General features: G+C 65.1%; 19 protein-coding genes. 7 read left to right on the top strand and 12 right to left on the bottom strand.

Annotated features, from left to right (window positions below; all coding sequences use genetic code 11):
- Positions 1-20: 20 nt before the first annotated feature.
- Positions 21-758 carry a Fic family protein gene (locus tag BLS13_RS12925; RefSeq protein ID WP_093452671.1) on the top strand — a complete coding sequence of 246 codons (738 nt, stop codon included), beginning with the start codon at positions 21-23 and terminating at the stop codon, positions 756-758.
- Here the strand turns inward: BLS13_RS12925 and BLS13_RS12920 are convergent.
- Positions 747-1853, bottom strand: a complete 1107-nt coding sequence (locus BLS13_RS12920) for a hypothetical protein (RefSeq protein WP_093452828.1) — start codon at positions 1851-1853, stop codon at positions 747-749. The genes BLS13_RS12925 and BLS13_RS12920 overlap by 12 nt on opposite strands.
- 72 nt (positions 1854-1925) lie before the next feature.
- Between BLS13_RS12920 and argJ the strand changes: the two genes are divergently transcribed.
- Genes argJ through BLS13_RS12905 form a run of 3 tightly spaced genes read left to right on the top strand, consistent with a single transcriptional unit; the run spans position 1926 to position 4568 of the window.
- Positions 1926-3149 carry a bifunctional glutamate N-acetyltransferase/amino-acid acetyltransferase ArgJ gene (gene argJ, locus BLS13_RS12915; RefSeq protein ID WP_093452669.1) on the top strand — a complete coding sequence of 408 codons (1224 nt, stop codon included), beginning with the start codon at positions 1926-1928 and terminating at the stop codon, positions 3147-3149.
- A 3-nt stretch (positions 3150-3152) separates the two neighbouring features.
- Complete coding sequence (locus tag BLS13_RS12910; RefSeq protein ID WP_093452668.1) at positions 3153-3764, top strand: glutathione S-transferase family protein; 612 nt, start codon at positions 3153-3155, stop codon at positions 3762-3764.
- A gap of 3 nt (positions 3765-3767) precedes the next feature.
- Complete coding sequence (locus tag BLS13_RS12905) at positions 3768-4568, top strand: inositol monophosphatase family protein (RefSeq protein WP_093452666.1); 801 nt, start codon at positions 3768-3770, stop codon at positions 4566-4568.
- Positions 4569-4711: 143 nt separating this feature from the next.
- Here the strand turns inward: BLS13_RS12905 and trxA are convergent, their stop codons facing one another.
- From trxA to BLS13_RS12855, 10 genes are all read right to left on the bottom strand, one after another.
- Positions 4712-5032 carry a thioredoxin TrxA gene (gene trxA, locus BLS13_RS12900; protein ID WP_093452665.1) on the bottom strand — a complete coding sequence of 107 codons (321 nt, stop codon included), beginning with the start codon at positions 5030-5032 and terminating at the stop codon, positions 4712-4714.
- 78 nt (positions 5033-5110) lie between these two features.
- Positions 5111-8533, bottom strand: a complete 3423-nt coding sequence (addA, locus tag BLS13_RS12895; RefSeq protein WP_093452663.1) for a double-strand break repair helicase AddA — start codon at positions 8531-8533, stop codon at positions 5111-5113.
- A 152-nt stretch (positions 8534-8685) separates the two neighbouring features.
- A complete protein-coding gene (gene addB, locus BLS13_RS12890; protein ID WP_093452662.1) occupies positions 8686-11652 on the bottom strand; it encodes a double-strand break repair protein AddB in 2967 nt (988 codons plus the stop codon).
- A 41-nt stretch (positions 11653-11693) separates the two neighbouring features.
- Positions 11694-12455 carry a nucleotidyltransferase family protein gene (locus BLS13_RS12885; RefSeq protein WP_093452660.1) on the bottom strand — a complete coding sequence of 254 codons (762 nt, stop codon included), beginning with the start codon at positions 12453-12455 and terminating at the stop codon, positions 11694-11696.
- On the bottom strand, positions 12452-13411 hold the full coding sequence (locus tag BLS13_RS12880; RefSeq protein ID WP_093452827.1) for an aminoglycoside phosphotransferase family protein: 960 nt from the start codon (positions 13409-13411) through the stop codon (positions 12452-12454). The genes BLS13_RS12885 and BLS13_RS12880 overlap by 4 nt, the downstream gene beginning before the upstream one ends.
- Positions 13408-13866, bottom strand: coding sequence for a tRNA (adenosine(37)-N6)-threonylcarbamoyltransferase complex ATPase subunit type 1 TsaE (gene tsaE, locus BLS13_RS12875; protein WP_093452659.1), 459 nt, complete (start codon positions 13864-13866; stop codon positions 13408-13410). The genes BLS13_RS12880 and tsaE overlap by 4 nt, the downstream gene beginning before the upstream one ends.
- Positions 13866-16244: a PAS domain-containing sensor histidine kinase gene (locus BLS13_RS12870; protein ID WP_093452657.1), complete on the bottom strand. Its 2379-nt coding sequence runs from the start codon at positions 16242-16244 to the stop codon at positions 13866-13868. The genes tsaE and BLS13_RS12870 overlap by 1 nt, the downstream gene beginning before the upstream one ends.
- Positions 16245-16451: 207 nt before the next feature.
- Positions 16452-17867, bottom strand: a complete 1416-nt coding sequence (gene ahcY, locus BLS13_RS12865) for an adenosylhomocysteinase (protein ID WP_093452825.1) — start codon at positions 17865-17867, stop codon at positions 16452-16454.
- A 149-nt stretch (positions 17868-18016) separates the two neighbouring features.
- A complete protein-coding gene (locus BLS13_RS12860; RefSeq protein WP_093452656.1) occupies positions 18017-18511 on the bottom strand; it encodes a hypothetical protein in 495 nt (164 codons plus the stop codon).
- Positions 18512-18661: 150 nt separating this feature from the next.
- Entirely contained in the window at positions 18662-19222 is a 561-nt protein-coding gene (locus tag BLS13_RS12855; RefSeq protein WP_093452654.1) for a YqgE/AlgH family protein, read from the bottom strand.
- Between the two features lie 24 nt (positions 19223-19246).
- Between BLS13_RS12855 and BLS13_RS12850 the strand changes: the two genes are divergently transcribed.
- The 3 genes from BLS13_RS12850 to BLS13_RS12840 all read left to right on the top strand — a co-directional run bounded on the left by BLS13_RS12850 (position 19247) and on the right by BLS13_RS12840 (position 22363).
- Complete coding sequence (locus BLS13_RS12850; RefSeq protein WP_093452653.1) at positions 19247-20197, top strand: glycosyltransferase family A protein; 951 nt, start codon at positions 19247-19249, stop codon at positions 20195-20197.
- A gap of 45 nt (positions 20198-20242) precedes the next feature.
- Positions 20243-20725 carry a peroxiredoxin gene (locus BLS13_RS12845; protein ID WP_093452651.1) on the top strand — a complete coding sequence of 161 codons (483 nt, stop codon included), beginning with the start codon at positions 20243-20245 and terminating at the stop codon, positions 20723-20725.
- A 189-nt stretch (positions 20726-20914) separates the two neighbouring features.
- A complete protein-coding gene (locus tag BLS13_RS12840) occupies positions 20915-22363 on the top strand; it encodes an AMP nucleosidase (protein WP_093452650.1) in 1449 nt (482 codons plus the stop codon).
- A 33-nt stretch (positions 22364-22396) separates the two neighbouring features.
- On the opposite strand, the gene BLS13_RS12835 is transcribed toward BLS13_RS12840, so the two are convergent.
- Entirely contained in the window at positions 22397-23629 is a 1233-nt protein-coding gene (locus BLS13_RS12835) for a GGDEF domain-containing protein (protein ID WP_256325857.1), read from the bottom strand.
- Positions 23630-23888 lie beyond the last annotated feature (259 nt).

The following is a 23888-nucleotide window of genomic DNA, read 5'->3' as shown; positions in this document are numbered from 1 at the left end:
TTGCCCCACCACGGGCCACCATGTCTGACGATCTGGACCAGCTCATTGCCGATCGGAAGCGGGCCTTGGACGCCTTGCGGCCGCTGTCCGAAGGCGCGCTCGCCCAGCTCCAGACCTATTATGACGTCGAGCTGACCTACACATCGAACGCGATCGAGGGGAATACGCTCAGCCATCGCGAGACGGCCGAGGTGATCGAGCATGGCATCACCGTGGGCGGCAAACCGCTCGGCGACCATCTGGAAGCGCTCGATCATTATGACGCGGTGCTGTGGATGCGGGCGTTGGCGGCGAGCGAAACGCCGATCGGCGAAAATGTGATCACCGAACTGCACCGGCGGATCGTGCTCCGCTCACGGCCGGAGATTGCCGGCATCTACAGTTCGCATCCGCGGCGGATCGCGGGATCGCCGGTGATTTTTCCCAATGCGATGAAGATTCCGGCGTTGATGGCAGAGCTCGGCGCCCTGATCGAAGCCGCGCCGCCGACGCCGCACGCCGCCTTCGACGCCCATTTCCGGCTGACCGCAATCCACCCATTCGGCGACGGCAACGGCCGGACGGCGCGGTTGCTAATGAATCTGATGCTGATTCGCGGCGGCTATCCGCCGATCGCCGTGCGCCCGGAGGATCGCAAGGACTATCTGGCGGCGCTCGAAGCTGGTTCGCTCACGGGCGACACCGATATGTTCGAGACGTTCATGGCAAGCCGGCTGCTCGCGACCCTCGATGCCTATCTCGCCGCGCTAGCGCCGTAGCAGTGACACCAATATCTCGCTCGCGATCAGCGCGATGACCGCGATTTCGAGCAGTTCGGCGCGGCTGCCTTCGGCTTCGCTCTGCAACGCCGCATAGGTTTCGCGGATGATCGCCAGCTTGCGATCGACCGCGTCGCCGACCTTGGGCACGCGCAGCAACTCGATCGCCGCCGCATAGACCCGCGCGAGATAGACGTCCTCGGTGACGTGCAGGGCATTGTCGACCCGTTCGGTCAGTTCGGTGATCTCGGCCACCAGTGCGCGCAGCCGGCGGGCGAGGCGGGTGTACCGCCGGCCCGCGAGCGCGCTGAAACGCGGGCGTTCGGCCTCGGCCAGTGCCCGCATGCGCGGCATTTCGGCGTTCAGCAACTCATCATAAGCGCGCATCTCGAGCAATTGGGCGTTGGCCAGTTCTAGCACGTCCGCGACATCGGTCTCGCCGCGCGGCTCGTAGAGGAAGGCGCGATCCCATGTGATCACCGCAAGATCGTCGGCATAATAAGAAAAGCTCTGCCGCAGCAGATCCTGCCGGGCGCCGGGGGACAAAGGCCGCGAACGGCCGGACAGCAAAGGCGCAAGATCGACCTGCGCCTGCAGCGCCTCTGCCGAAACGTCCCCGTCGAAACTTTCGACGAGCGAGATCAGATAGTCCTCCTGCAGCGGCTGCTCGACCGGCCGCTCGAAAGCGCTGCCGACCAGCCCGGTCAGGATCGCAAGCTGCTGCTGCCAGATCACCGCTTCGGCCGCCGGCCCCACCGCCGCCTCGAACTGATCGATCCGGGCGCTGAACGTCTCCCAGCTGATATCGACGGCCGGCATGCGGAGCGACAGCGCCACGACGCCGAAATCATAGAGCCTGGCGCTACAGGACAATTTCTCGGCCGCGCCGGCGATGATCGCCGCCGTCTCCCCGAGATCGAGCATCAATGGCGGAATGACGAACGACACCGCCTTGGCCGGCGTCGCATCGAGCCGGTTGCGCGCGCCGATGCCGCCGGTGCGCTCGGCCCACAATGTCTCGGCCTGTCGCAGGTCGATCTCGTTGGCTGCCGTGAAAAGGCGGATCGCTACGATCGCGCCGGACTCTATTCGCATCATTCCATCCTTCGGACGCGCGCATAGCATGTCTTGTCGACTTGGCCCCGCGCCTTCGCTAAGCGGGCGCGCATGGAAAAGTCGCCCCTCGCCCCCGCCGCCTTCCCTGATCTGCCCGCCATTTCGGGCGTGCGAATCGCCGTAGCCCAGGCCCATTACAAGACATGGGACCGCTGCGATTTGACCTTTGCCGCGTTCGACGAGGGCACCGCGGTGGCCGGTGTCACGACGAAGAGCAAATGCCCGTCGCCCGAGGTCGAATGGTGCCGTGCTGCGCTGCCGCTCGGCCGCGCGCGGGCGCTGGTGGTGAATGCGGGCAACAGTAATGCCTTTACCGGCCATCGCGGCCGCGCCGCAGTCGAGGCGATCGCCGCCAAGGTGGCGGGTGCCATCGGCTGCGAACCGTCCGACGTCTATGTCGCGTCGACCGGCGTGATCGGCGTGCCGCTGCCGATCGACAAGGCCGAGGCCGGGATCGATGCGGTGCTGGCGGCGCCGGCGGCGAGCTGGGAAGAGGCCGCCGCGACGATCATGACGACCGACACCTTCGCCAAGGCCGCCGTCACCCGCGCGGTGGTGGACGGGCGGACGGTCAATCTGGTCGGGATCATCAAGGGTTCGGGCATGATCGCGCCCGACATGGCGACGATGCTGGGCTTCATCTTCACAGACGCCGCCGTGGCCCCCGCTTTCCTCCAGACGATGCTGGCAGCGGCCAATGCGAAGAGCTTTTCGTGCATCACCGTCGATGGCGACACATCGACCAGCGACACCGTGCTCGCCTTCGCCACCGGTAAGGCCGGCAACGCACCTCTTGGGAGCTTCGACGACGCCGGCGGCGATGCCTTCCAGGCGGCGCTCACCGATCTGTGCACGCAGCTCGCCCAGCTCGTCGTGCGCGATGGCGAGGGTGCGTCGAAATTCATCACGATTACCGTCGAAAACGCGGTGTCGGACGAAAGCGCGCGCACCGTGGCGCTGTCGATCGCCAATTCACCGCTGGTGAAAACCGCAATCGCCGGCGAGGATGCCAATTGGGGACGGGTGGTGATGGCGGTCGGCAAGGCGGGCGAACCGGCCGAGCGCGATCTGCTCTCGATCCGCTTCGGTGCGACGCAGGTGGCGACGGGCGGGCTCGCGGCCGAAGGCTATGACGAGGCGCCGGTGGCGGCGCACCTGAAGGGCAAGAATGTCGATATCGGCGTCGATCTGGGACTCGGCACCGGCCGCGCGACGGTGTGGACCTGCGACCTCACCCATGGCTACATCTCGATCAACGCCGATTATCGGAGCTGAACCATGCTGACGATCTGGGGCCGGCTTAATTCGCACAATGTGAAGAAGGTCGCCTGGTTCGCCGAGGAAATCGGCATTCCCTATGTCCGCCACGATGTCGGCGGCCAGTTCGGCATGGATGCCGCCTACCATGCGCTCAACCCCAACGCGCTGATCCCGACGATCGAGGATGACGGGCTGGTGCTGTGGGAATCGAACGCGATCCTGCGCTATCTGGCGGCGCGCCATGCACCCGCCGACTATTGGCCCGCCGATCCGGCGGTGCGCGCGATCGGCGACAAATGGATGGACTGGCAGGCCGGCTATGCCGACGCGCAGCGCGATGCCTTCCTCAACATGGTCCGCTATGCGCCGGAAGCGCGCGATCGGGCCGTGATTGCAAGGTCGGCTGCGGCCTGTGCCAAACAGATGACGATCCTTGAAGATGCACTGGCCCGCCAGCCGTGGCTTTCCGGCGACCGGTTCGGGATCGGCGACATACCGATGGGCGTTTACGCGCATACGTGGTTCACGATCGATATCCCACGGCCTGACCTGCCGCATGTCGCGGCCTGGTATGGCCGGCTCCGCACGCGCCCCGGCTTCGCGGCCAAGGTGATGATCCCGCTGACCTGAGGTATGCCGATGCACCGTCTGTACGATCCCGTCGCCGCGCTGATGCGCGATGTCGCGCGCGACATCATGATGCCGCGTTTCCGCCAGCTTGCCTCCCATGAAGTGAGCGAGAAGACACCGGGCGACTATGTGACCATCGTCGATCGCGAATCCGAAGCGCGCATCGAAGCCGAACTGGCAGCCCTGCTGCCCGAGGCGCGGATCGTGGGCGAGGAGGCCGCGGCCGAGGATCCGACGATCGTGTCGCGGATCGCCGAGGGGCCCGCCTGGATCATCGATCCGCTCGATGGCACGAACAATTTTACCGAGGGCAAGGCGCCGTTCGCGATCATGATCGGCCTGACGATCGACGGCGTGCGCGAGGCCGGCTGGATCTACGATCCGGTCGGCAACCGGATGTGCCATGCGGTGCGCGGCGGCGGATGTTGGGTGGACGGGGGACGCGTCCATTCGTCGGGATCACGCGGCGCGTTACCCAAGGCGGCGATCGCGACCTATTTTATGCCCGAAGCCCGGCAGGCGGACATCCGCGCCCGCGCCGAGGGCAAGCTCGAGATCGTCGACATCCCGCGCTGCGCCGGCGAGCAATATCCCCGGCTGTTCCTGGGCGCGAACGACATTGCGCTGTTCGAACGCACCCATCCGTGGGACCATGCGCCGGGCGCGTTGATGCTGGAGGAAGCGGGCGGGAAGATCGCGCGCAACGATGGCGCGCCCTATCGGCTCGACGTACCCGGCACCGGCGCGATCGCCGCCGCCACGCCCGCTTTATGGGATATGGCGGCGGAGATATTGTTCGAGTGAAACCAAATTCCTCCCCGTGCTTGTCGCGGGAAGGGGGACCGCCCCGCGCAGCGGGTGGTGGAGGGGCATGCGGAACCGTCGGGTCGCCCCTCCGTCAGCGCTTCGCGCTGCCACCTCCCCGAGCAAGCTCGGGGAGGAATTGATCAGAGTTCGCCTTCCAGCCAGCTCTTGAGCTGGCTCTTAGGAGCAGCGCCGACCTTGGTGGCGGCGGGCTGGCCGTTTTTGAACAGGATCATCGTCGGGATGCCGCGCACGCCGTAGCGGCCCGGAGCATCGGGATTCTCATCGATGTTCAGCTTGGCGATCGTCACCTTTTCGCCCAGCTCCTCCGAAATCTCCTCGAGCGACGGGCCGATCATCTTGCACGGGCCGCACCATTCGGCCCAGAAATCGACGAGCACGGGGCCGCTGGCGTTGATCACATCGCTTTCAAAAGACGAATCGGTAATGGCTTTGCTGGGCATGAAACGCTCCTTGGTTACGCAACCGATGTAGGATGGAGACGCCTTTGGCTCAACGGGCGCATCGCCAAGCTTTTGCTCTCAGGCGCCCAAGCCGGGCTTGTGGCGTTCGATCAGGTCGTGCGGCAGCGCAAGCAGCACCGGCCCCGCCGTGTAGAGCAATGCCGCCTCCACCGCGCGACCGGGAAACACCACCTGCAAGGCAGCGACATAGGCCGCCATCTGGCGCAGGTGATGGTGAGGTGCCGATTCGGCCGAGCGAGGCACGCGCCGGCCGGTCTTGAAATCGACGACCAGCACACGCGCGTCGGAAACGAGCAGGCGATCGACCGTGCCCGCCACCACGTCACCGCCGACGACTGCGGCGATCGGCGCCTCGGCCAGCGCCTCAGGGCTGAAAATCCCGGCAAAGGCGGGATCGGCGATGATGCGGCAGGCATCGTCGACCATCGATGCGCGATAAGCGGCGTCGGCAACGCCGGCCGAGCCCGCGAGCCAGCGATCGGCCGCGGCGGCGCGGGCCGACGGCGCGACCGCGGGCAGCCGTTCGAACAGACCGTGCAACAGCGCGCCGCGCCGTGCCGCCTCGCGCATCGCCGGGCCGGGCGGCGGATCGGCGACGTCATCGGTTCCGAGCGATGAAGGTGCGAGCGGGCGCGGCGGGCGCGCCTCGATCGGCGCCGGCCTGCGCAACCAGTCGGGCTCCGCGATCAGGATCGGCGCTTGCGGCGGACGGGCGGTGATGCGTTCGACCGCGACAACCCGGTCGCGGCCATGAAAATGCCGGGCCTCCTCCCAGATATCGTCGTCTGCCGCTTCGCATCCAAGCGCCGCCATCGCGTTCTCGACGGCCTGATACCAGCTCGATGCCGGCGGCACGCCTTTGGCACGCACGCCCAGCGGGCCGCCAATGACGAGATGCTCTTCGGCGCGGGTGAGCGCGACATAGAGCAGGCGCCAATGTTCCTGCTTCTCGCGGGCCTCGGCGATGTCGGCATCGCGACGCAGTTCCTCGACCATCTCGGCCTTTTTGGGGCGGAAGATCGGCACGGCCGGCTCGCCATCGGCAACCTGCCAGCGCAAGGTCGATCCGGGATTGGCATCGGGATTGCCGGTCGCATCGGCGAGGATCACCAGAGGCGCCTGCAATCCTTTCGAGCCGTGCACCGTCATCACCCGCACCGCATCCATCGGTGCGGAGGGATCGCGGGTGATCTCGACGTCGCCGCGATCGAACCAGTCGAGGAAGCGCTGCAGCGAGGCCGTCACCCCCGATTCGAACTGGAGCGCGGCGTTGAGCAATTCCTCAATCGGATCGCGCGCCTCCTGCCCCAGCCGGCGCAGCAGCTTGTGGCGGCCCTGGAGCGGACCGGTGAGGATATGTTCGAGGAAGCGATAGGGCGTCGTGAAATCGGCGCGGCCCAATATGTCATCCAGCCCGGCGAGCGTGTCGGCATGAACGCCGCTCGCCCGGATCGCATCGATCAGGCTGCCCTTGCGGCCGAAGCCGACGCGGTAGAGATCGTCCTGGCTCCAACCAAATAAGGGCGAAACCAGCAGCGACGCGAGGCTCAGATCATCCTCGCGCTGGACCGCGAAGCGGATCGCCGCCAGCAGATCGCGGACCGCCAGCGGCGCGGTCAGCCGCAGCCGATCGACGCCGGCGACCGGCACCCCCTCGGCATGCAGCCGCGCGACGATCAGCGAGGCGAGCCCGGCGCGGCGGCGCACGAGGATCAATATGTCCTCGGGCCGCAGCGCGCGGCCCTTGCCCGCGAGCCACAGCCGTGCATCGAGCCACTGCCGGATCTGTCGCGCCAGCCGGGTGGCGTAGATGCGCGTGGCATCGTCGATCCAGCCTTCTTCGCCCGCATCCTCGCCATCATCGCTGGCCAAGATCGACAGCGGCTTCCACAAGGTGACGGTGCCCGGCAAATGCGCGCGCGCGCTCAGATGCGGTTCCGGATAGATGTCCAGCCCCAGCTGCTCGCCGCCGAGATCGGTGATGATCTGGTCGACCAGCTCGAGGATCGGCGGTGTCGAACGGAAGCTGCGATCGAGCGAGAGATCAAGAAATTCGCGCCCGCCTTCCTCGGCCTTGCGGCCGAAACCGATGCGGGCGGCGCTGAACGCCGCCGGATCGGTGCCCTGGAAGCCGAAGATAGCCTGCTTGAAATCGCCGACGGTGAAAATCGTGCGGTTGGCCCAGCCACGCGCGCCTTCACCCGCGAAATATTCGGCGGCGAGCGCGGCGACGATCGACCATTGATTGACGTTGGTATCCTGCGCCTCATCGACGAGGATATGATCGGTCGCCTGATCGAGCTTGTAGCGAACCCAGTCACCCATGCCCGGCGTATCGAGCAAAGCAACCGTCTTGCGGATCAGATCGTCGAAATCGACGACACCGGCGGTGCGTTTGGCCGAAGCATAGGCCGCGGCATAGGTCTGCCCGGCCCGCAACCCGGCCGCCAGCACGATCGCAAGCGCCGCGCGCAGGCGCAACCCGGTGAGATGCCGAACGCTGGCCGCAAGCCGGCCGCAATGATCGGCATAAAGCGGCTCGGCATCGATCAGCTTCTGCGAATATTTGCGCGGCTCGCCCGCCTTGGTCAGCGCGAGCCCGATGATGTCGTCGAGCATCGCCGCGCGCGCCGACGGCGACGCCAGCAGGAAGGCGACCGCGCGATCGGCATCGGCCAGCCCGGTCTTCGTGCCCCATGCCGCATTGGCGGTGGCGATCGCACGCAGGCAGGCGAGATCGAACGCATCGTCGGCGCAGCCGGCCTCGATCACAGCTTCGACATCGCCAAGCGGCACGCCGAGCGCCATTTTCAGCCGCGGCTCTATCCCCTCGCGCACGCCCAGCGCCGCCATCGCATCGGGCGCGCGGGCGCAGGCCATCAGATAGCTTTCGGCCTTCTGCTCGCCGAGCCGCCGGCTGAGCGCCTGCACGTCGCGGATCAGCGGCAGATCGCCCCCGCGCTCCGCCGACGCCAGCATCTCGGCCAAAGTGCGTCGTGCCAGCGCCACCTCCTCCCGCCCTTCAAGCGGGCGAAAGCCGGGCACGAGCCCCGCTTCGTCGGGAAATCCGGCGAGCAGGGTCTGGCAGAAGGCATGGATCGTCTGGATCCGCAGACCGCCGCCCGGTGCGTCGAGCACGCGCGCGAACAGCCGGCGCGCCTCGGCGACCTTGTCGTCCTCGGGCGCGCGATCGCTGAGGCTGAGCAGGTCGCTGCGCAGCCTTTTGTCATCGAGCCGCGCCCAATGCGCCAGACGCGCATGGATGCGATCCGCCATTTCGGCGGCCCCCGCCTTGGTGAAGGTGAGACACAGGATCGTTTCGGGGCGCACACCATCGAGCAGCAGCCGCAACACGCGCGCGGTCAGCACATGCGTCTTGCCGGTGCCGGCCGATGCCGAAAGCCAGACGAGGTCATCGGGGTTGGACGCGGCAAGCTGCTCGCCCTTGAGCGGAATGAGGCGCTTGAGACGGTTAGCCATGCGGTCCTCCCCATCCATCCCCGAGCTTGCTCGGGGATGTGGCAGCGCGAAGCGCTGACGGAGGGGTTTGCGAAGCGGTTCCGCATGTCCCTCCACCGCTCTTCGAGCGGTCCCCCTCCCCGAGCAAGCTCGGGGAGCAATGAAAAAGACGCTCAGCCATCGGCGCGGCCATACCATTCGTCGAGCCGCATCAACTGGTCGTAGTCCGCATAAGGCGCATAGTCCGCGATCAGTTTGGCGGTAAACGGCGCCGATCCGGTCAGCCATTTTTCGACCGCCTCGGTGAGCACGCGCGCAGACAGCGCCGTGAAGTCCGCCGCCGCGACGCCATCCTTCTTGCCCACCGGGCTCGCATCATAGCCGAGCCGGCCATCGCGCGAGCGGCCGAGCGACCAATATTCGAAGGCGGTCGGCAGCCCGTCGATATCCTTGAAGCCATGCTTCTCCGCGATCAGCCCGAGCAGTCCAAGCTGCATCGAATAGCCGGCCTCGACCTGCGCGGCGCTGGGCGGAACGCCGGTCTTGTAATCGACGATCGCGAGGCTCCCGTCGGCCATCCGATCGATACGGTCGACCTTGCCGGTGAGGATGATCCCGGCAATATCGGTACGCCCTTCGATCTCGGCGGCGATCGGCCGGCGCCCCTCGGCCTGCAGCTCGCGCATCCGCGCCGCGACCCATTCGAGCGCCTCGATCAGCCGCGGCTCCCACAGCGCCTTCATCACGACATGCGCCGCCATATCGTCGAGCAGGCGATGCGCGCGCGACAGCAGGCGATCGGGATCGCAGCCATCCTCCTTCATCCACGCCTCGAACACCGCATGAACCGCGCTGCCCCGCCACGCGGGGCTGGGATCGGCGTCGACCGCGTCCATCGGATAGAGATGGAGCATCGTATCGGCATAGAAAGCGAACGGATCGGCCTTGAGCCGGTCGAGCTTGGTGACGGCGATCCGGGTCGGGCGATCGGCAACCGGGGGGCTCGGGGCCGGGCGGGCCGCCGGCATATAGTCCATCGGGCGGTCAAGCGCCGATGCCCAGCCTTTCAGCCGATGTTCGCGCGTCATCCCACCGGTCATTGCCTCGAACCGCAGCCAGAAGCGCGAGGCGATGGTGGGCGCGCGATCATCGCGCCGGGCGCGGGTGATGATCACATCCCGCGCGCCCAGCGCCATCGCAAGATCGTGCGCCGACAATCCGATGCGCCGATCGAGGCCAGGCAGGCCAAGCTCGGCGCGGACGCGCGGCGCGAGCCACGGATCGGGGCTGGGCGCCGCCGGCCAGATGCCTTCGTTGAGCCCGCCCAACACCATCAGATCGGCATGCTGCAGCCGCGCCTCGAGCAGACCCCAGATCGAGAGGCGGGGATGCCCGCCCTGCGGCGGCCGGATCGCAACCCTGTCCATCATCCGGCGCAGGATCGGCGCCAGAGCCGCCGGCTCGCACGTGGGCGGACCGAGCGGTGCGGACGATTCGAGATCGGCAAGCAGATCCGCCGCACCGCGACCATCGGGTCCGGACCAGGCGGCATCGCCCGCGAGCAGGGTCGCGGCTTCGCGGATCGCGGCAAGCAGCGCGCCCAGATCTCCCGCCGACGAATAGAATTGCTCCAGCGGCGCCAGCAATTCGCGCACTTCGCCCCACCAGCTTTGCGCCGGCGCCCGGGCGCGCTGCGCGTGGCGATCGCCATCCGCAAGATAGCGGCTGATGCCGTCGAGTCCGGCCGGCGGGCGCGGCCCGCGCAGCGCGCGATCGAGCAGCCGAACGCCATCGAGCCACGCCCCGCGGGCCGGGCCACGGCGCACCAGCGGATGCTTGAGAAGCGCCAGCAGCGGCACGGGCGCGAAGGATTCGGCGGCGGATTCGGCGATCCCCAGCAGCAGCGTGCCGGCCGGCATCAGCGACAATGGCGTGCCGGCGCTGTCGTCCGCCACGATGTTCCAGCGCGCGAGATGCGCCGCGACCCGCCGCGCCAGCGTGCGATCGGGCGTCACCAACGCCGCCGTGCGGCCCGGCGTCTCGATCGCCTGACGCAGCGCGAGCGCGATCGTCTGCGCCTCCTCCGCCGGTGTCGCCAGTTCGATCGCACGGATCCCGCTCGCACGCCGCTCGACCGGCTTGAGATCCTGCCACTTGTTGGTGAACTCGGCCGGTGCCAGCGCATTGGCGATCGCCCGCGTCCGCACCGGCCGAGCATCGCGGCCCTGTCCGCCGCCCCACTGCCAGCGCTGAATTTCGGCGCGGCCAACCCCCATCCGGTCAAGCAGCAGCTTCAGCTGAAACTGCGGGTGGGTTTCGATCGATCGCCGCGCGGCCATGCCGTCCTGCGGCGGTTCGTGCGGACCGAGCGCATCCCATTCCGCAGATGGCGAGACGATGTCGACCCCGGGCAGCACGACCATAGCGCCCGGCAGGCGGGCAACGACGCCGAGCAGGCGCGCAACGGCAGGCGAGGTCGCGGTGATACCGGCCGCAACAATGAACCCTGCCGGCGGCTGAGCGCGCCAGCGGCGGACAACACGATCGAGCAGGCGATTGCGCCGGTCCGCCGCGTCGATCCGGCCGCGCAAAGCCAGTTCGGCCGGCCAGCGGGTCAGGATCGTATCGAGGATCGCCAGCGACGCCTGCCAATGCGCGGAAAGCTCGGGCACGGATACCGCCTCGCCGAGACGCGATGGCGCGACACCTTCGACCAGCAACTGATCGAGCGTCGCCGCCAGATCGCCGGCCAGGCGGATCGCCTCCCCGGCATCGACCGGATCACCGGCGGCGGCGCGCGCTTCCCCGACGAAGCGCGCGAGCAGCATCTGCCGCTCGACCGAATCGATGGCGGGCGGGATCGGATCGGCGTCCTCGGTATCGGCCATCGGATCGAGCATCGCGCCGAGCCTTTCATCGAGATCGAGATCGCCGATTGCCACCAGTCGCGGGAGCAGCAACCCGCCTTCGGCGCGGCGCACGAAGGCATCGGTGATCGCCCGCGCGGCGCGGTTGTTCGGGATCAGGATCGTGCCACGGGCGAGCGCGAGCGGATCGCCGCCATGGCTGGCGATCAACCCGGCGGCGAGCGCATCGGCAAAGGCCCGGTGGGGCGGGATCGTGAAAACCGAAGGCGTCATGATGACGGTCTAGGGTCCTGACCGATCATCGGCGAGGGATATTATCCGTAGCTCAGCAAGGCTTCGGTCTGCGCGATCGCCGGCGGCGTACCGACATCGAACCACAATCCCTGATGGACGACCCCGAACGCCCGGCCGGCCGCGATCGCGCGATCCCAGAGCAGGTTGAACGAAAAGGGCCCCTCCGGCGCATCGGCGAACAGCCGTCGCGACACGAGCTGCACGCCGGTGAAAACAAACGGCGCAACCTTGCCCGGGCGCCGGCGCGCGATGACCCCGCTGGGATCCATGTGGAAATCGCCCTGGCCCTTATGGCAATTGGCGCGGGCGAGCGGGATCATCAGCAGCAATGCGTCCATCGCCGCATCGTCCCAGCGATTGGCAAGCAGGCGGATCGCGTCGACCGGCCCGTCGACCCACAGATTATCGCTGTTCGCGACCAGGAAGGGATCGTCGCCGATCAGCGGCAGCGCCTTCGCAACCCCGCCACCGGTTTCGAGCAGCAGGCTGCGCTCGTCCGAAATCGCGATATCGAGATCCTTTGCCTTGCGCTTGAGATGCGCCTCCAGCGCGTCGGCGAGATAATGGACGTTGACGATCACCCGCGGTATGCCGGCCGCGCGAAGCCGATCGAGCACGTGATCGAGCAGCGATTGCCCCGCCACCTCCACCAACGGCTTGGGGCGGGTGGCGGTCAGCGGGCGCATGCGCTTGCCGAGACCGGCGGCGAGCACCATCGCGGTGCCGACCGGCGGGTTGCCGGGGTTGGGGCGCAGCGACAAGGGCTTGGCATATCGGCTCATGCGGGCAGCTTTTCCCAGGCGGCGGCGCGTGCGGCCACCGGTATGTTGCGATCGAACCAGGCAGCCACCGGCGCCAGCGCCGGATGCGCGAGATCGCGCTCCAGATAAGCCCAGACCCGCGGCTGAAACCGAAGGTAACGCGGCTTGCCGTCGCGCTTCCACAGACGGGTGAAGATGCCCAGGATCTTCGCGTTGCGCTGCGCGCCGAGCACCGCATAAGCGGCCATGTCGAACGGCCGGCGGGCGGCGTAACGATTGATCATAGCCGCCTCGAGTTCGGGTGCCACATCGCGCCGAGCGTCCTGCAGCAGCGACACAAGATCATAGCCGGGATGCCCGGCCAGCGCGTCCTGGAAGTCGAGCAGGCCGAGCGTCGCATCGCCCAGCAGCATGATATTTTCGGCATGATAATCGCGCAGCACCGAAACCGACCGGTCATCCGCGATCGGCGCCAGCACCGCGGCCCAGGCCTGTTCGTAGGACGGCGTATCGACCGCAAGGCCGACTGCGGGCGCGTACCATTCGGGAAACAGGCCGGCTTCGCGTTGATAGACCGCCATGTCATAGGACGGCAGATCGCCAGCGGCGGCGGCGTGCAGATCGACGAGCAGATCGATCGCCTGCGCATAGATCTCCGCCTCGGCCGCGGGGCGGCCCTCGATGACCTCCTTCATGCGCGCGTCGCCGAAATCCTCGAGCAGGATCAGGCCGGCACCCAGATCCTCGGCCAGGACGCGCGGCGCACGAAATCCGATATCCGAGAGGTGGCGTGCCACCTTGAGGAACGGTCGGCTATCCTCATGTTCGGGGGGTGCATCCATCAGCACCGCCGTCCGTCCATCGCGACGGATGCGGAAATAGCGGCGGAAGCTGGCATCGCCAGCGAGCGGAACGATGTCCGCATCCGGCCAGCCGGCGGCGGCAAGGAAGGCGGGCGCCGCGGCGGGCGGAATCATCTGGGTGGCCATCGCCCCTCCCATGCCGCGGGCATTTCCCAAGTCAAGCGCCGTCGATCGTCGCCATCGCGTTCGATCCGCAGGACGAGCGCATCGGGCCACAGTCGGGCGCCCAGCCGCTCGGGCCATTCGATCAGCAACACACCATGCGCGCGTGCATCGTCCAGACCCAGTTCCTCGGCATCGTCGGGATCGTCGATGCGATACAGATCGGCGTGCATGAAAGACAGGGAGACGTCCGGCGGATCATAAGCGACGACGATCGGAAAGGTCGGGCTGGGAACGTCCCCCGCAAAGCCGAGCGCGCGGATCAGCCCCCGCGCCAATGTCGTCTTGCCGGCGCCCAGATCGCCGAACAAGGCGATCACATCGCCTGCCCGCACGCAGGCGGCCAGCGCCGCGCCCACTGCCTCGGTCTCCGCCGCGCCAAAGAGGAGCATTGGCTGCGCGGTCATCAAAAACCGTGGACATCAAGCCGGCGATGGAAACGGATATGGATCGTCGTACCCTTATCCACCTCGCTATTCAGAGCAATCGTGCCACCATGCGCCTCGACCAGTTGCCGGGTAAGCGGAAGGCCGATACCGATCACGGCACGGTCCGTCACCTCAGCGGCATCCATAGTCGGATAATGATCGAAGATGCGCGCGCGCTGATCATCAGGGATACCACTGCCATTGTCCGATATCGTCCAGGAGACGGCATCGCCTTCAGCGCTTGCATGCAATTCGACCCGGCCATGCGCGTCGGTATGGCTAATCGCATTTGCCAGAACATGATCGACGATCTGGCGGAGCCGGCGCGGATCACCGCGCATCAGCCCTATGTCCGGCTGAATATCCACGGCGAGCGTCAATCGCCTGGCGGTGGCGGCGTCGGCGGCCTTCAGCACGGCGGCATGCAACAGCTCGCCGATATCGACATGTTCCTCTGCCAGCGGAAGATTACCGGCGGCGCCCTGCGTCAAATCGAGAACATCTTCGATCAGCGATCCGAGCCGCCCCACCGACGTCAATATCGCCTTCACATATTCACCCGCCGTTTCCGGCAATATTCCCGCGTAACCGCCGTCAAGCAATTCGGCGAAACCGGCGATCGAGGTCAGCGGTACGCGCAGCTCGTAACTCATATTGGCGACGAAGGCGGTCTTCAGCTTGTCGGCTTCCTCCAGCGCTTCCGCCCGCTCGCGCAGCGCCTCCTCGATGCCACGGCTGGCGGTCACGTCGAGCAGCGTGAACAGTGCATTGCCGTCGGGCATCGGCACCGCCGCAAAATCGAACTGCCGGCCATCCGCCAGCACCATATGCCCCATGCGCTGTTGGCGATCGACTGTGGCGATCCGAACAAAATCGCGAATAAGCTGGGCATGCGAGGGATCGGCGAGGTGTGATCCCACCAGCTCGACCAGGGCATCGACACGCAGATTGCCGGCGAGATCGGCCTCGTTCAGGCCCCAGATTTCTCGGAACCTGGTATTCCAGCTATGGAGACGGCCGTCGGCGGCAAAGACACCGATCGCCTCGAACAGGTTGTCGAACGTCGCGGTGCGGACGCGCAGCAGCGTGTCGCGCGCACTGGTGAGCTGGATCTGTTCGGTGCGATCCTCGAACAGCAGCAGCAGGCCGCCATTGGGCAGCGGCTGCCCGACAACGCGAAGATGCCGGCCACCCGGCAGCGGCCAATTCTCCTCGATCGCATCAACCGAATGGAACCAGGCGCGCTTTTCCGCCTTCCACCCCGGGAAATCGCGGCTTTCGGGTAGGCTGCGTGTATCGCGCATCCGTTCGAGCACCCGATCGAATTCGGGTGCATCGGTCAGCCACTCGGGCTTCATCGCGAACAGACGCAGGAAATTGGCATTGTGGAACACCAGCGCCCGATCCGACGAAAATTGCGCCACGCCAGCTGACAGGCGATCGAACAATTCGCGTTGCGCCGTCTGAAAATGATCGAGCTCGCCGCGGATCTGCTCGAGTTCCTGAATGTCGACGGCATAGCCCGCCACGCCGTGCTGGCCCATCGGCACATCGACGATGCGCATCGTTCGACGCTGCCCCGACAGCGTCACCGGCACGACATGGGTCGATATGCGCCCATTGTCGCGCGCATGTTGCGCGGTCGCCTGCGGGCTGCGCCCCTCAGCAGCATCGATCAACTCGATTCCGCGGGTGACGACCTGCTGCGCGCTGCCTCCCTCCACCGCCGCGACATAAGCCGAATTGACCAGCGCGAGCTTGAGATCGGGCCCGCGGTGCCACATCGGGAAAGGTGCCGCCTCGATCAACGCGAGGCAGGAGTCCAGCGCATCGCTGACCCGTTCCGCTTCCGTCGAGAGTGCGGCCAGATTCAGTTCGCTCTCTGTCTGATCCAGCAACCAGATCAGCACGCCTTCGCTCAGTTCAGGCGGGGTAGGGCGGCCGCGCGCGAGCAAGGTTCGCTCGGTGCCGGAGAGGTGCAGCAAACGCGCAAAGGGCCGCCCGCCTTGCTGCGCGGCCGCGATATCGGCCATCAGCCCCTCGGCATCGACGACGGTAATGCCGCCGGATGCCGTACCGCCGAGATCGCTGACCGTCGCCGGGACCGCGTCCAGCCCAAGCCAATCGGCGATCCTTGGACTGCCCCTTATCTTCCCGTCGGCGCTGACGAACATCGGCAGCGCCGGGGCGCTCTCCAGCAACGCGGCCTGGCGCCGAACCTCATTTGCCCGCGCCTTGGCCACCTGCTCGCGACGCAGGCCTAGGATAACCGCCACGACCGCGGCGCCCAGCCACAAAGCCATGATCGCCGCGATGATGATCCCTGCCACCGGCTCGATCTGGATCATCCGGGTCATGGCGCCCGCTCCGGACCCATCAAACTGTGCGCACCCTGCCCCTGCATGCCAAGGTTCTTAGAACATGGTTCGGACAAGAGGGAACCGCTTTTCCGCATAAACGGTCCGGGCACGATCAAATAGAACAGGCAGCCCACCGTCGATGGCGGGCTGCCTGCGTTTATTTGGAAAACAGGGGCGGCCTTTTCGTGCCGCCGCTACCCCCGATCAGTAGCGATAATGATCCGGCTTGAACGGCCCCTCAGTGGTGACGCCGATATAGGCGGCCTGCTTCGGGGTCAGCTTGGTGAGCTTCACGCCGAGCTTGTCGAGGTGCAGTGCCGCGACCTTCTCGTCGAGATGCTTCGGCAGGACGAACACTTCGTTCTTATACTGGCCCGGCTTGGTGAACAGTTCGATCTGCGCCAACACCTGATTGGTGAAGCTCGACGACATCACGAAGCTCGGATGGCCGGTGGCGCAGCCGAGATTGACCAGGCGGCCCTTGGCGAGGACGATGATCTGCTTGCCGTCCGGGAATTCGACGATGTCGGTGCCCGGCTTGATCTCGATCCACTTGTAGTTGCTGAGCGCCGCGATCTGGATCTCGCTGTCGAAATGGCCGATGTTGCAGACGATCGCCATCGGCTTCATCGCCTTCATATGCTCGGCGGTGATCACGTCGGCATTGCCGGTCGCGGTCACGAAGATATCGGAGCGGGTGACCGCTTCCTCCATCGTGATGACCTCATAGCCTTCCATAGCCGCCTGCAGCGCGCAGATCGGATCGACTTCGGTGACGAGCACGCGGGCGCCGCCCTGGCGCAGCGATGCCGCCGAACCCTTGCCGACGTCGCCGAAACCGCACACGGTGGCGACCTTGCCGGCCAGCATCACGTCGGTCGCGCGGCGAATCGCGTCGACCAGCGATTCCTTGCAGCCATAGAGGTTGTCGAACTTCGACTTGGTGACCGAATCGTTGACGTTGATCGCCGGGAACGGCAGTTCGCCCTTCTTGGCGATCTCATAGAGACGGTGCACGCCGGTGGTGGTCTCTTCCGACACGCCCTTGATCGCGCGGACCGACTCGGTGAGGTAGCCGGGCTTCTCCTTGAGGAATGCCTTCAGCGCGCGCTGGAATTCGACTTCCTCTTCATTTTCCGGCTCACCCAGGGTGGCGCCGGCTTCGAGCTTGGCGCCCCACAAGGCGAACATCGTCGCGTCGCCGCCGTCGTCGAGAATCATGTTTGTGGTGGTATCGCCCCAATCGAAGATGCGACCGACATAATCCCAATAATCGGCGAGGCTCTCACCCTTGATCGCGAAGACGGGGATACCGCGCGCGGCGATCGCAGCCGCGGCATGGTCCTGGGTCGAGAAGATGTTGCAGGTCGCCCAGCGAACGTCGGCACCAAGATCGACCAATGTTTCGATCAGCACGGCGGTCTGAATCGTCATGTGCAACGAGCCGGTGATGCGCGCGCCCTTGAGCGGCTGCGACGCACCGAATTCCTTGCGCAGCGCCATCAGGCCCGGCATTTCTGTTTCGGCGATTTCGATTTCGCGGCGGCCATATTCAGCCAGCGACAAATCGGCCACGACATAATCTTTTTCGTTCAGAACGGCAGCAGTGGCCACGTGCATCTCCTCGGGCAGCGACGACCAATCGGCGATGGGCCGATCGGCATGATGCCCTGCGCATAACCACAGCAACACGGAAATGCAAATATAAAGATATCTTTATATCATTTAACGAAGCGTTAGAGGTTTCGAAAACGCCTGCCCACCGCCGCTCAGCGAGGGCCCGCCACCGCCATTGTCTCCTGTCCGCACACGCCGCCCGGTAGCCGCGGCATCAGCCCCTGGCGCTCGGCTATCATCAGAAGGCCTTCTTCATTATTATCCATCATCGCGGCCTCATGCGCGATATCCCGTGCGCTCTGGCAGGTTTCGGCGTTGGTGTGTCCCGCGCCATAGGCATTGGCGAGCGTGGTGGTGAACCGATCATAGCTCTGCTGGCCGAAGACCGGGCCATCCGCGGTGATGAAAAAACTCTTCAGATTGGTGTTGGCAGCACCGAGCATGGTACGGTTCGCGCGCAGAAACACGTTATATTCGCTGGTCAGGTCGAAGCCCATCACCTGGCAACGCAACGTTTCGACCATCAGAAATGTCTGCAGGTCGCGAATCCGCGCAGCTGACCTGCTGTTGGTCGACCAACAGGCCGACTGCGCCGGCGTCGCCACCAGCAATGCGGCACAGATCGCCGCAACCCCCTTATTTCCCATATTCGCCCCCGTTCAGGCCGTCCCACCGGCAGACACGGCAACCATGCGATTCGGGGGTTTAAAATGTCGCAACGTTCATGGTTAATGTTCTATAATATATTGATTTTACATTGAAATGTATCTCAGTGCACATCCAGGGCGTGCACAAGGCTACGCACGGCCGCTGGCGTGCGAAAGCAGGCGTGGATCGATGCCGGCCGATCGAAAGGCCAGATCCCAGCGCTGCGGCGCAGGATGCTCGAACATCAGCGCATCGTCCCCGGCCGCGGCCAGCCAACCGTGGCGCCGCATCTCTCCATCGAGCTGGCCTTCCCCCCAGCCGGCATAACCGAGCGCAACCAGCCAACGGCGCGGCCCCTTGCCCGCGGCAATGTCTCGCAGGACATCGAGCGTGCTGGTGAGGCCCCAGCGTGTGTCCACCTTGAGCGTGTCGCCTCCAGCCCAATCGGGCGTATGCAGGACAAAACCGCGCTGCGGTTCAACCGGACCGCCGACATGAATCGCACAATCCGGCGCAGCACCGGGATCGATGCCGACCTGATCAAGCAGACCGTGCAGCGTGATTTTCGGCATGATGCGGCTCACGCCGACACCGAGCGCGCCATTGGCATCATGCGCGCACATGGCAATAACCGCCTTTTCGAAGCGCGGATCGCCGATGCCCGGCATCGCAAGCAGATATTGTCCGCTGAGAGAGGCTGGCGCTTCCATGGCAGCGAATTATAGTCGTCCGCGATGGGGACGCAATCGACAGTAGAAAAGACGCCGGCCATATCGGTGATCATCCCGGCTTATGGGGTGGGCAGCATGCTCGCGGACGCACTCGATTCGCTGCTCGCGCAGGATCGGCACGATTGGGAAGCCATCGTCATCGACGATGGCGATGCGCGCATCGCCGATGCTGTCGCGCCTTATTCGGGCGAACCCCGGATACGCTTCATGCAGACCGACAATGGCGGTTTGCCGACCGCGCGCAATCGGGCGATCGCGCAGGCGCGTGCACCTTTGATCTCGCTGCTCGATGGCGACGATGCCTATCAGCCCGGCTATATCTCGAAAATGATCGCCGCGATCGAAGCGTCGCCGAAGATCGGCTTTGCATCCTGCGATGCCACCTATTTCGGCCATGATCGCGTCGGCGAGCGCTTTTCGGCTTATTGTGCGCAGCAGCAGCCTGCCACCCTGGAACGGGTGTTACGGCGCGAGTTCAATGTCTTCATCTGCACGACGATCCGCAGGGAGGCGATTCTCGCGATCGGCGGCTTCGATCCCACGCTGAAATCGGTGGAGGATCTGGATGCCTGGCTGCGCCTGCTCGAGGCGGGCTGGGAACTGGCCTATGTCGCAGAGCCGCTGGCGCGCTACCGCCGCCGGCCGGGACAGATGTCGAGCAACAATCTGGTGATGCATCAATCGGCGATGACGGTGTTCGAGCGCGCGGCGCAAAGGCTCGCGGGCCGACCCGAACAGGCCGCTGCCAACGAAATGACACTGCATTCCGCCCGGCTGCTCGAAATCGAACGCGGCATCCGCAAGATCCGCGATGGCGCGGTCGATGACGGAATCGCGTTGCTGCACAATGCCGATATCCGCAAGCACAGCCTGCGCTGGCGACTGGCTATATGGATGATGCGGATTGCACCGCGATTGGCGGGCCCCTTGATCCGCTTTCGCGATCGCGTTTGAAATATTCGTTCGATACCCTTTCATCAAACCGGCAAGGATATGACCATGACGATCACCACCGGCGCGCGCGTTCCCGACAGCACCTTCGTCAAGCCCACCGACGACGGCCCCGAAAAGATCAGCACCACCGATCTGTTCGCAGGCCGCACGATCGCCCTGTTTTCGGTTCCCGGCGCCTTCACGCCGACCTGTTCCGCCAAACATCTGCCGGGCTTTGTCGAGCAGGCCGACGCGCTGCGCGCCAAGGGCGTGGATGAGATTGTCTGCACGGCGGTAAATGATGTGTTCGTGATGGATGCATGGGGCAAATCCGCAGGTGCCGCGGGCAAGGTGACGATGCTCGCCGACGGAAATGGCGAATTCGCAAGGGCGATGGGGCTGGAAATGGACGGCTCAGGCTTCGGGATGGGCCGTCGCGGCAAGCGTTTTTCGATGCTCGTGCGCGACGGGATTATCGAGCAGCTCAACGTTGAGGCACCCGGCGAATATCGGGTGAGCACGGCTGACTATCTGCTGGGTCAACTCTAATGTCCGACTGACGTCGGGGCCGTACCCGCCCGCTCCCCCACCCGGCCACCTGTATGATACTGCCGTTGGCTGGCCGGGTGGGGGAACAGGCTGGTAACGGTGATAAAAACTTAAAATATCGAACGCCCTTGCCGATCACCGCCCAAAGCCACAAAATGCGGCCGATTCACGCGCTTCGAAGGAGCTTGGATGGCATCAACCTATAGCGTTCAGATCGTCGAGCAGCTCGACATTCTCTATCGGCAGTCGGTTTCGCGTCTGCGCGCCGCTCTTACGCGCTACATCCAGAGCGGCGAGCGCCCCGATGCCGGGCTGCGCAGCGATGGAGCGTTCACCTATCCCGAAATCCGCCTGTCTTATGATGGGCTCAATGATCCAGGGCCGCTCGGCCGGGCTTATGGCCGACTGTCATCGCCCGGAAATTACGCGATCAGCGTGACGCAGCCGGCGCTGTTCGGCAACTATCTGGCGCAGCAGATCGACATGCTGGTCGACGATTTCGGGGTCAGCGTCGACGTCGGACCAAGCAATCAGGAAATTCCCTATAATTTCGTCCTCGACGCCGGCGAGGATCTCGATCTGACCGGGGCCGCCCCCGCCGAACTGTCGCGCATCTTCCCCTCGACCGATCTCGCCAAGATCGGCGATGAACTCGCCGATGGTCTCTGGCTGCAAAATGCCGACGAGCCGCGCCCTCTCGCCCTGTTCGACGCCCAGCGGGTGGATTTCAGCCTGGCAAGGCTGCGGCATTATACAGGCACGCCGGCCGGCCACACCCAGAATTATATCCTGTTCACCAACTATCACCGCTATGTCGACGAGTTCGTCAACTGGGCGGTCGAGCAGTTGAACGGCGACAATCGCTACACGATGCTCAGCGGCGCCGGCGGGCTGGAAGTCTATCCCGGCGATCCCGATCCGGCCCGCGCGATCGCCGACAGCGCCTGGCGCAAGCATCAAATGCCAGCCTATCATCTGGTCGCGCCCGATCATTCGGGCATCACCCTGGTCAACATCGGCGTCGGCCCGTCCAACGCCAAGACGATCACCGATCATCTCGCGGTGATGCGGCCGGCTGCATGGCTGATGATCGGCCATTGCGGTGGCCTGCGCCCAAGCCAGCGCATCGGCGACTATGTTCTGGCGCACGCTTATCTGCGTGACGATCATGTACTCGACGCGGTGCTCCCCCCCGAAATTCCGATCCCGGCGATTGCCGAAGTGCAGCAGGCGCTGACTCACGCCGCGGAAATCGTATCGGGCGAAAGCCGCGAGCAACTGAAACTTCGGATGCGCACCGGCACAGTGGTGACGTCGGACGATCGCAACTGGGAACTGCGTTATACCGCGTCGGCGCTACGCTTCAGCCAGAGCCGCGCGGTGGCGATCGATATGGAATCGGCAACCCTCGCCGCGCAAGGCTATCGTTTCCGGGTGCCGTACGGGACTTTGCTGTGCGTTTCCGACAAGCCGATCCATGGCGAAATCAAGCTGCCGGGCCAGGCGAACCGCTTTTACGAGCGAGCGATTGCCGAGCATCTGCAGATCGGCATCGCTGCCGTCGATCTGCTGCGCGGTGAAGGCGCCCGGCTTCACAGCCGCAAGTTGCGGGCGTTCAATGAACCGCCGTTCCGCTGAGCCGATCGACCGGGGCGCCCGGAACGATTGCTATCAGCCCCGATCGCTGGTGACCCACGTCTTGCCGTGAGGAGACGTTGCGAGCTCCATTTTCTCCGCGCAGGTCACGCGATCGCGACCCTCAATTTTTGAGCGATATAAGGCACGATCGGCCCGCGCGAACAGATTGGCCAGCGTCACATCGTCAGGCCGCAGGTTGGTGACCCCAAAGCTTGCCGTCATGACAATCGGATCCGGCCCCTCGACAGCTACCGCCGCGACATCGCTCCGGATACGTTCGACGACCTCCATCGCATCAAGCGAATCGGTATTGACCAGCACCAGCGCGAACTCTTCCCCGCCAATCCGGCCGATAAGATCCCCACGGCGAACGATCCTTTCCAGGCGGCGTGCAAAATGCTGGATCGCGCGATCGCCCGCGACATGCCCGTAGCGATCGTTGATCGCCTTGAACCGATCGATGTCGCTAACGACCAGCGTCAACGGCTGTCTCTGTCGCTGCGCGTTGCGAATCGCCCGTTCGGCAGCCTCTTCGAAGCCGCGGCGGTTCGGAATGCCGGTCAGCAGGTCCGACACGGCCAAAGCCCGCATGCGCTCCGCAAGATCGGCCGCGACCAGCAATACCGCGAACAGGCCTACGCCGATAAATATCGGCGGATAGAGCAGGACCAGCACTGTTCGGTAAAGCTCGGCGCTTGCCGCCCCGCCGTTCCGCGCCGCACCGAATGCGACCGCTGCCATCGCGAAGTCGGCGACAGCGAACAACGCCAGCATGCGGGCTGTCGCACGCTCCGGAAGCGTGGAAGAAGGGACTGGCCCGATGACCTGCGCTGCGCTGATCGCAAGCATGGTTCCTCCGAACAAAAGCCAAATCCCATCATGGATTTGCCCATATGGAAACAGCGACGTCACGAAGGCGACCAGGCCGACAGCCAGCACCGCCCTGGCAACCAAGCGCCCGCTGCTCGCGCCAGGTTTCGCCCGCTGGACAAATCCAACGGCAATCAAGGCACTGAACAGGCAGCCTACCGCTGCAACAATGTCATAAAGAAGCGCGTCATCAAGCTGCCAGATACGCAATGTTGTATTGAGAAGCCGGTCGACGGCCGCAATGACGAATGCGATCGCCCACGTCAAAGCGTGGCGGGGCCTTTCATAGGTCCGCCAAACGATCGCCAGAATAGCAGCCAGCATCAGCGCGATGAACTGCATGGCAACGATGTAAACCAAAGCTGCGTTCATCCGGCCCCAAAGAGATCTACCCACGCGCGCGCCCGATGATCCGGACGCCAACACGCAGCCAGTTTTTTTGATTTGCGACGGCCTGCCGCGTGACTGATCAAAATGCAAGAGTTATCGCGCAAAGAATCCAAAGTCGCTCTATTTGATCGTAATGGAACAGGCTGAATCGGACATAGTCGGAAATATCGCGAAATTCATCGACCAAGATGTATCGTTATGAAACAGAATTCTCTTGGGGCAACGGTTCCGTCTTTGGCCCGCTTCGCATTCAGGATCACACACC

This window comes from Sphingomonas sp. YR710, from assembly GCF_900101455.1.
Taxonomy (GTDB): Bacteria; Pseudomonadota; Alphaproteobacteria; order Sphingomonadales; family Sphingomonadaceae; genus Rhizorhabdus.
The sequence above is the reverse complement of the archived record's forward strand: the minus strand, read 5'-3'. Positions and strand labels throughout refer to the sequence as shown.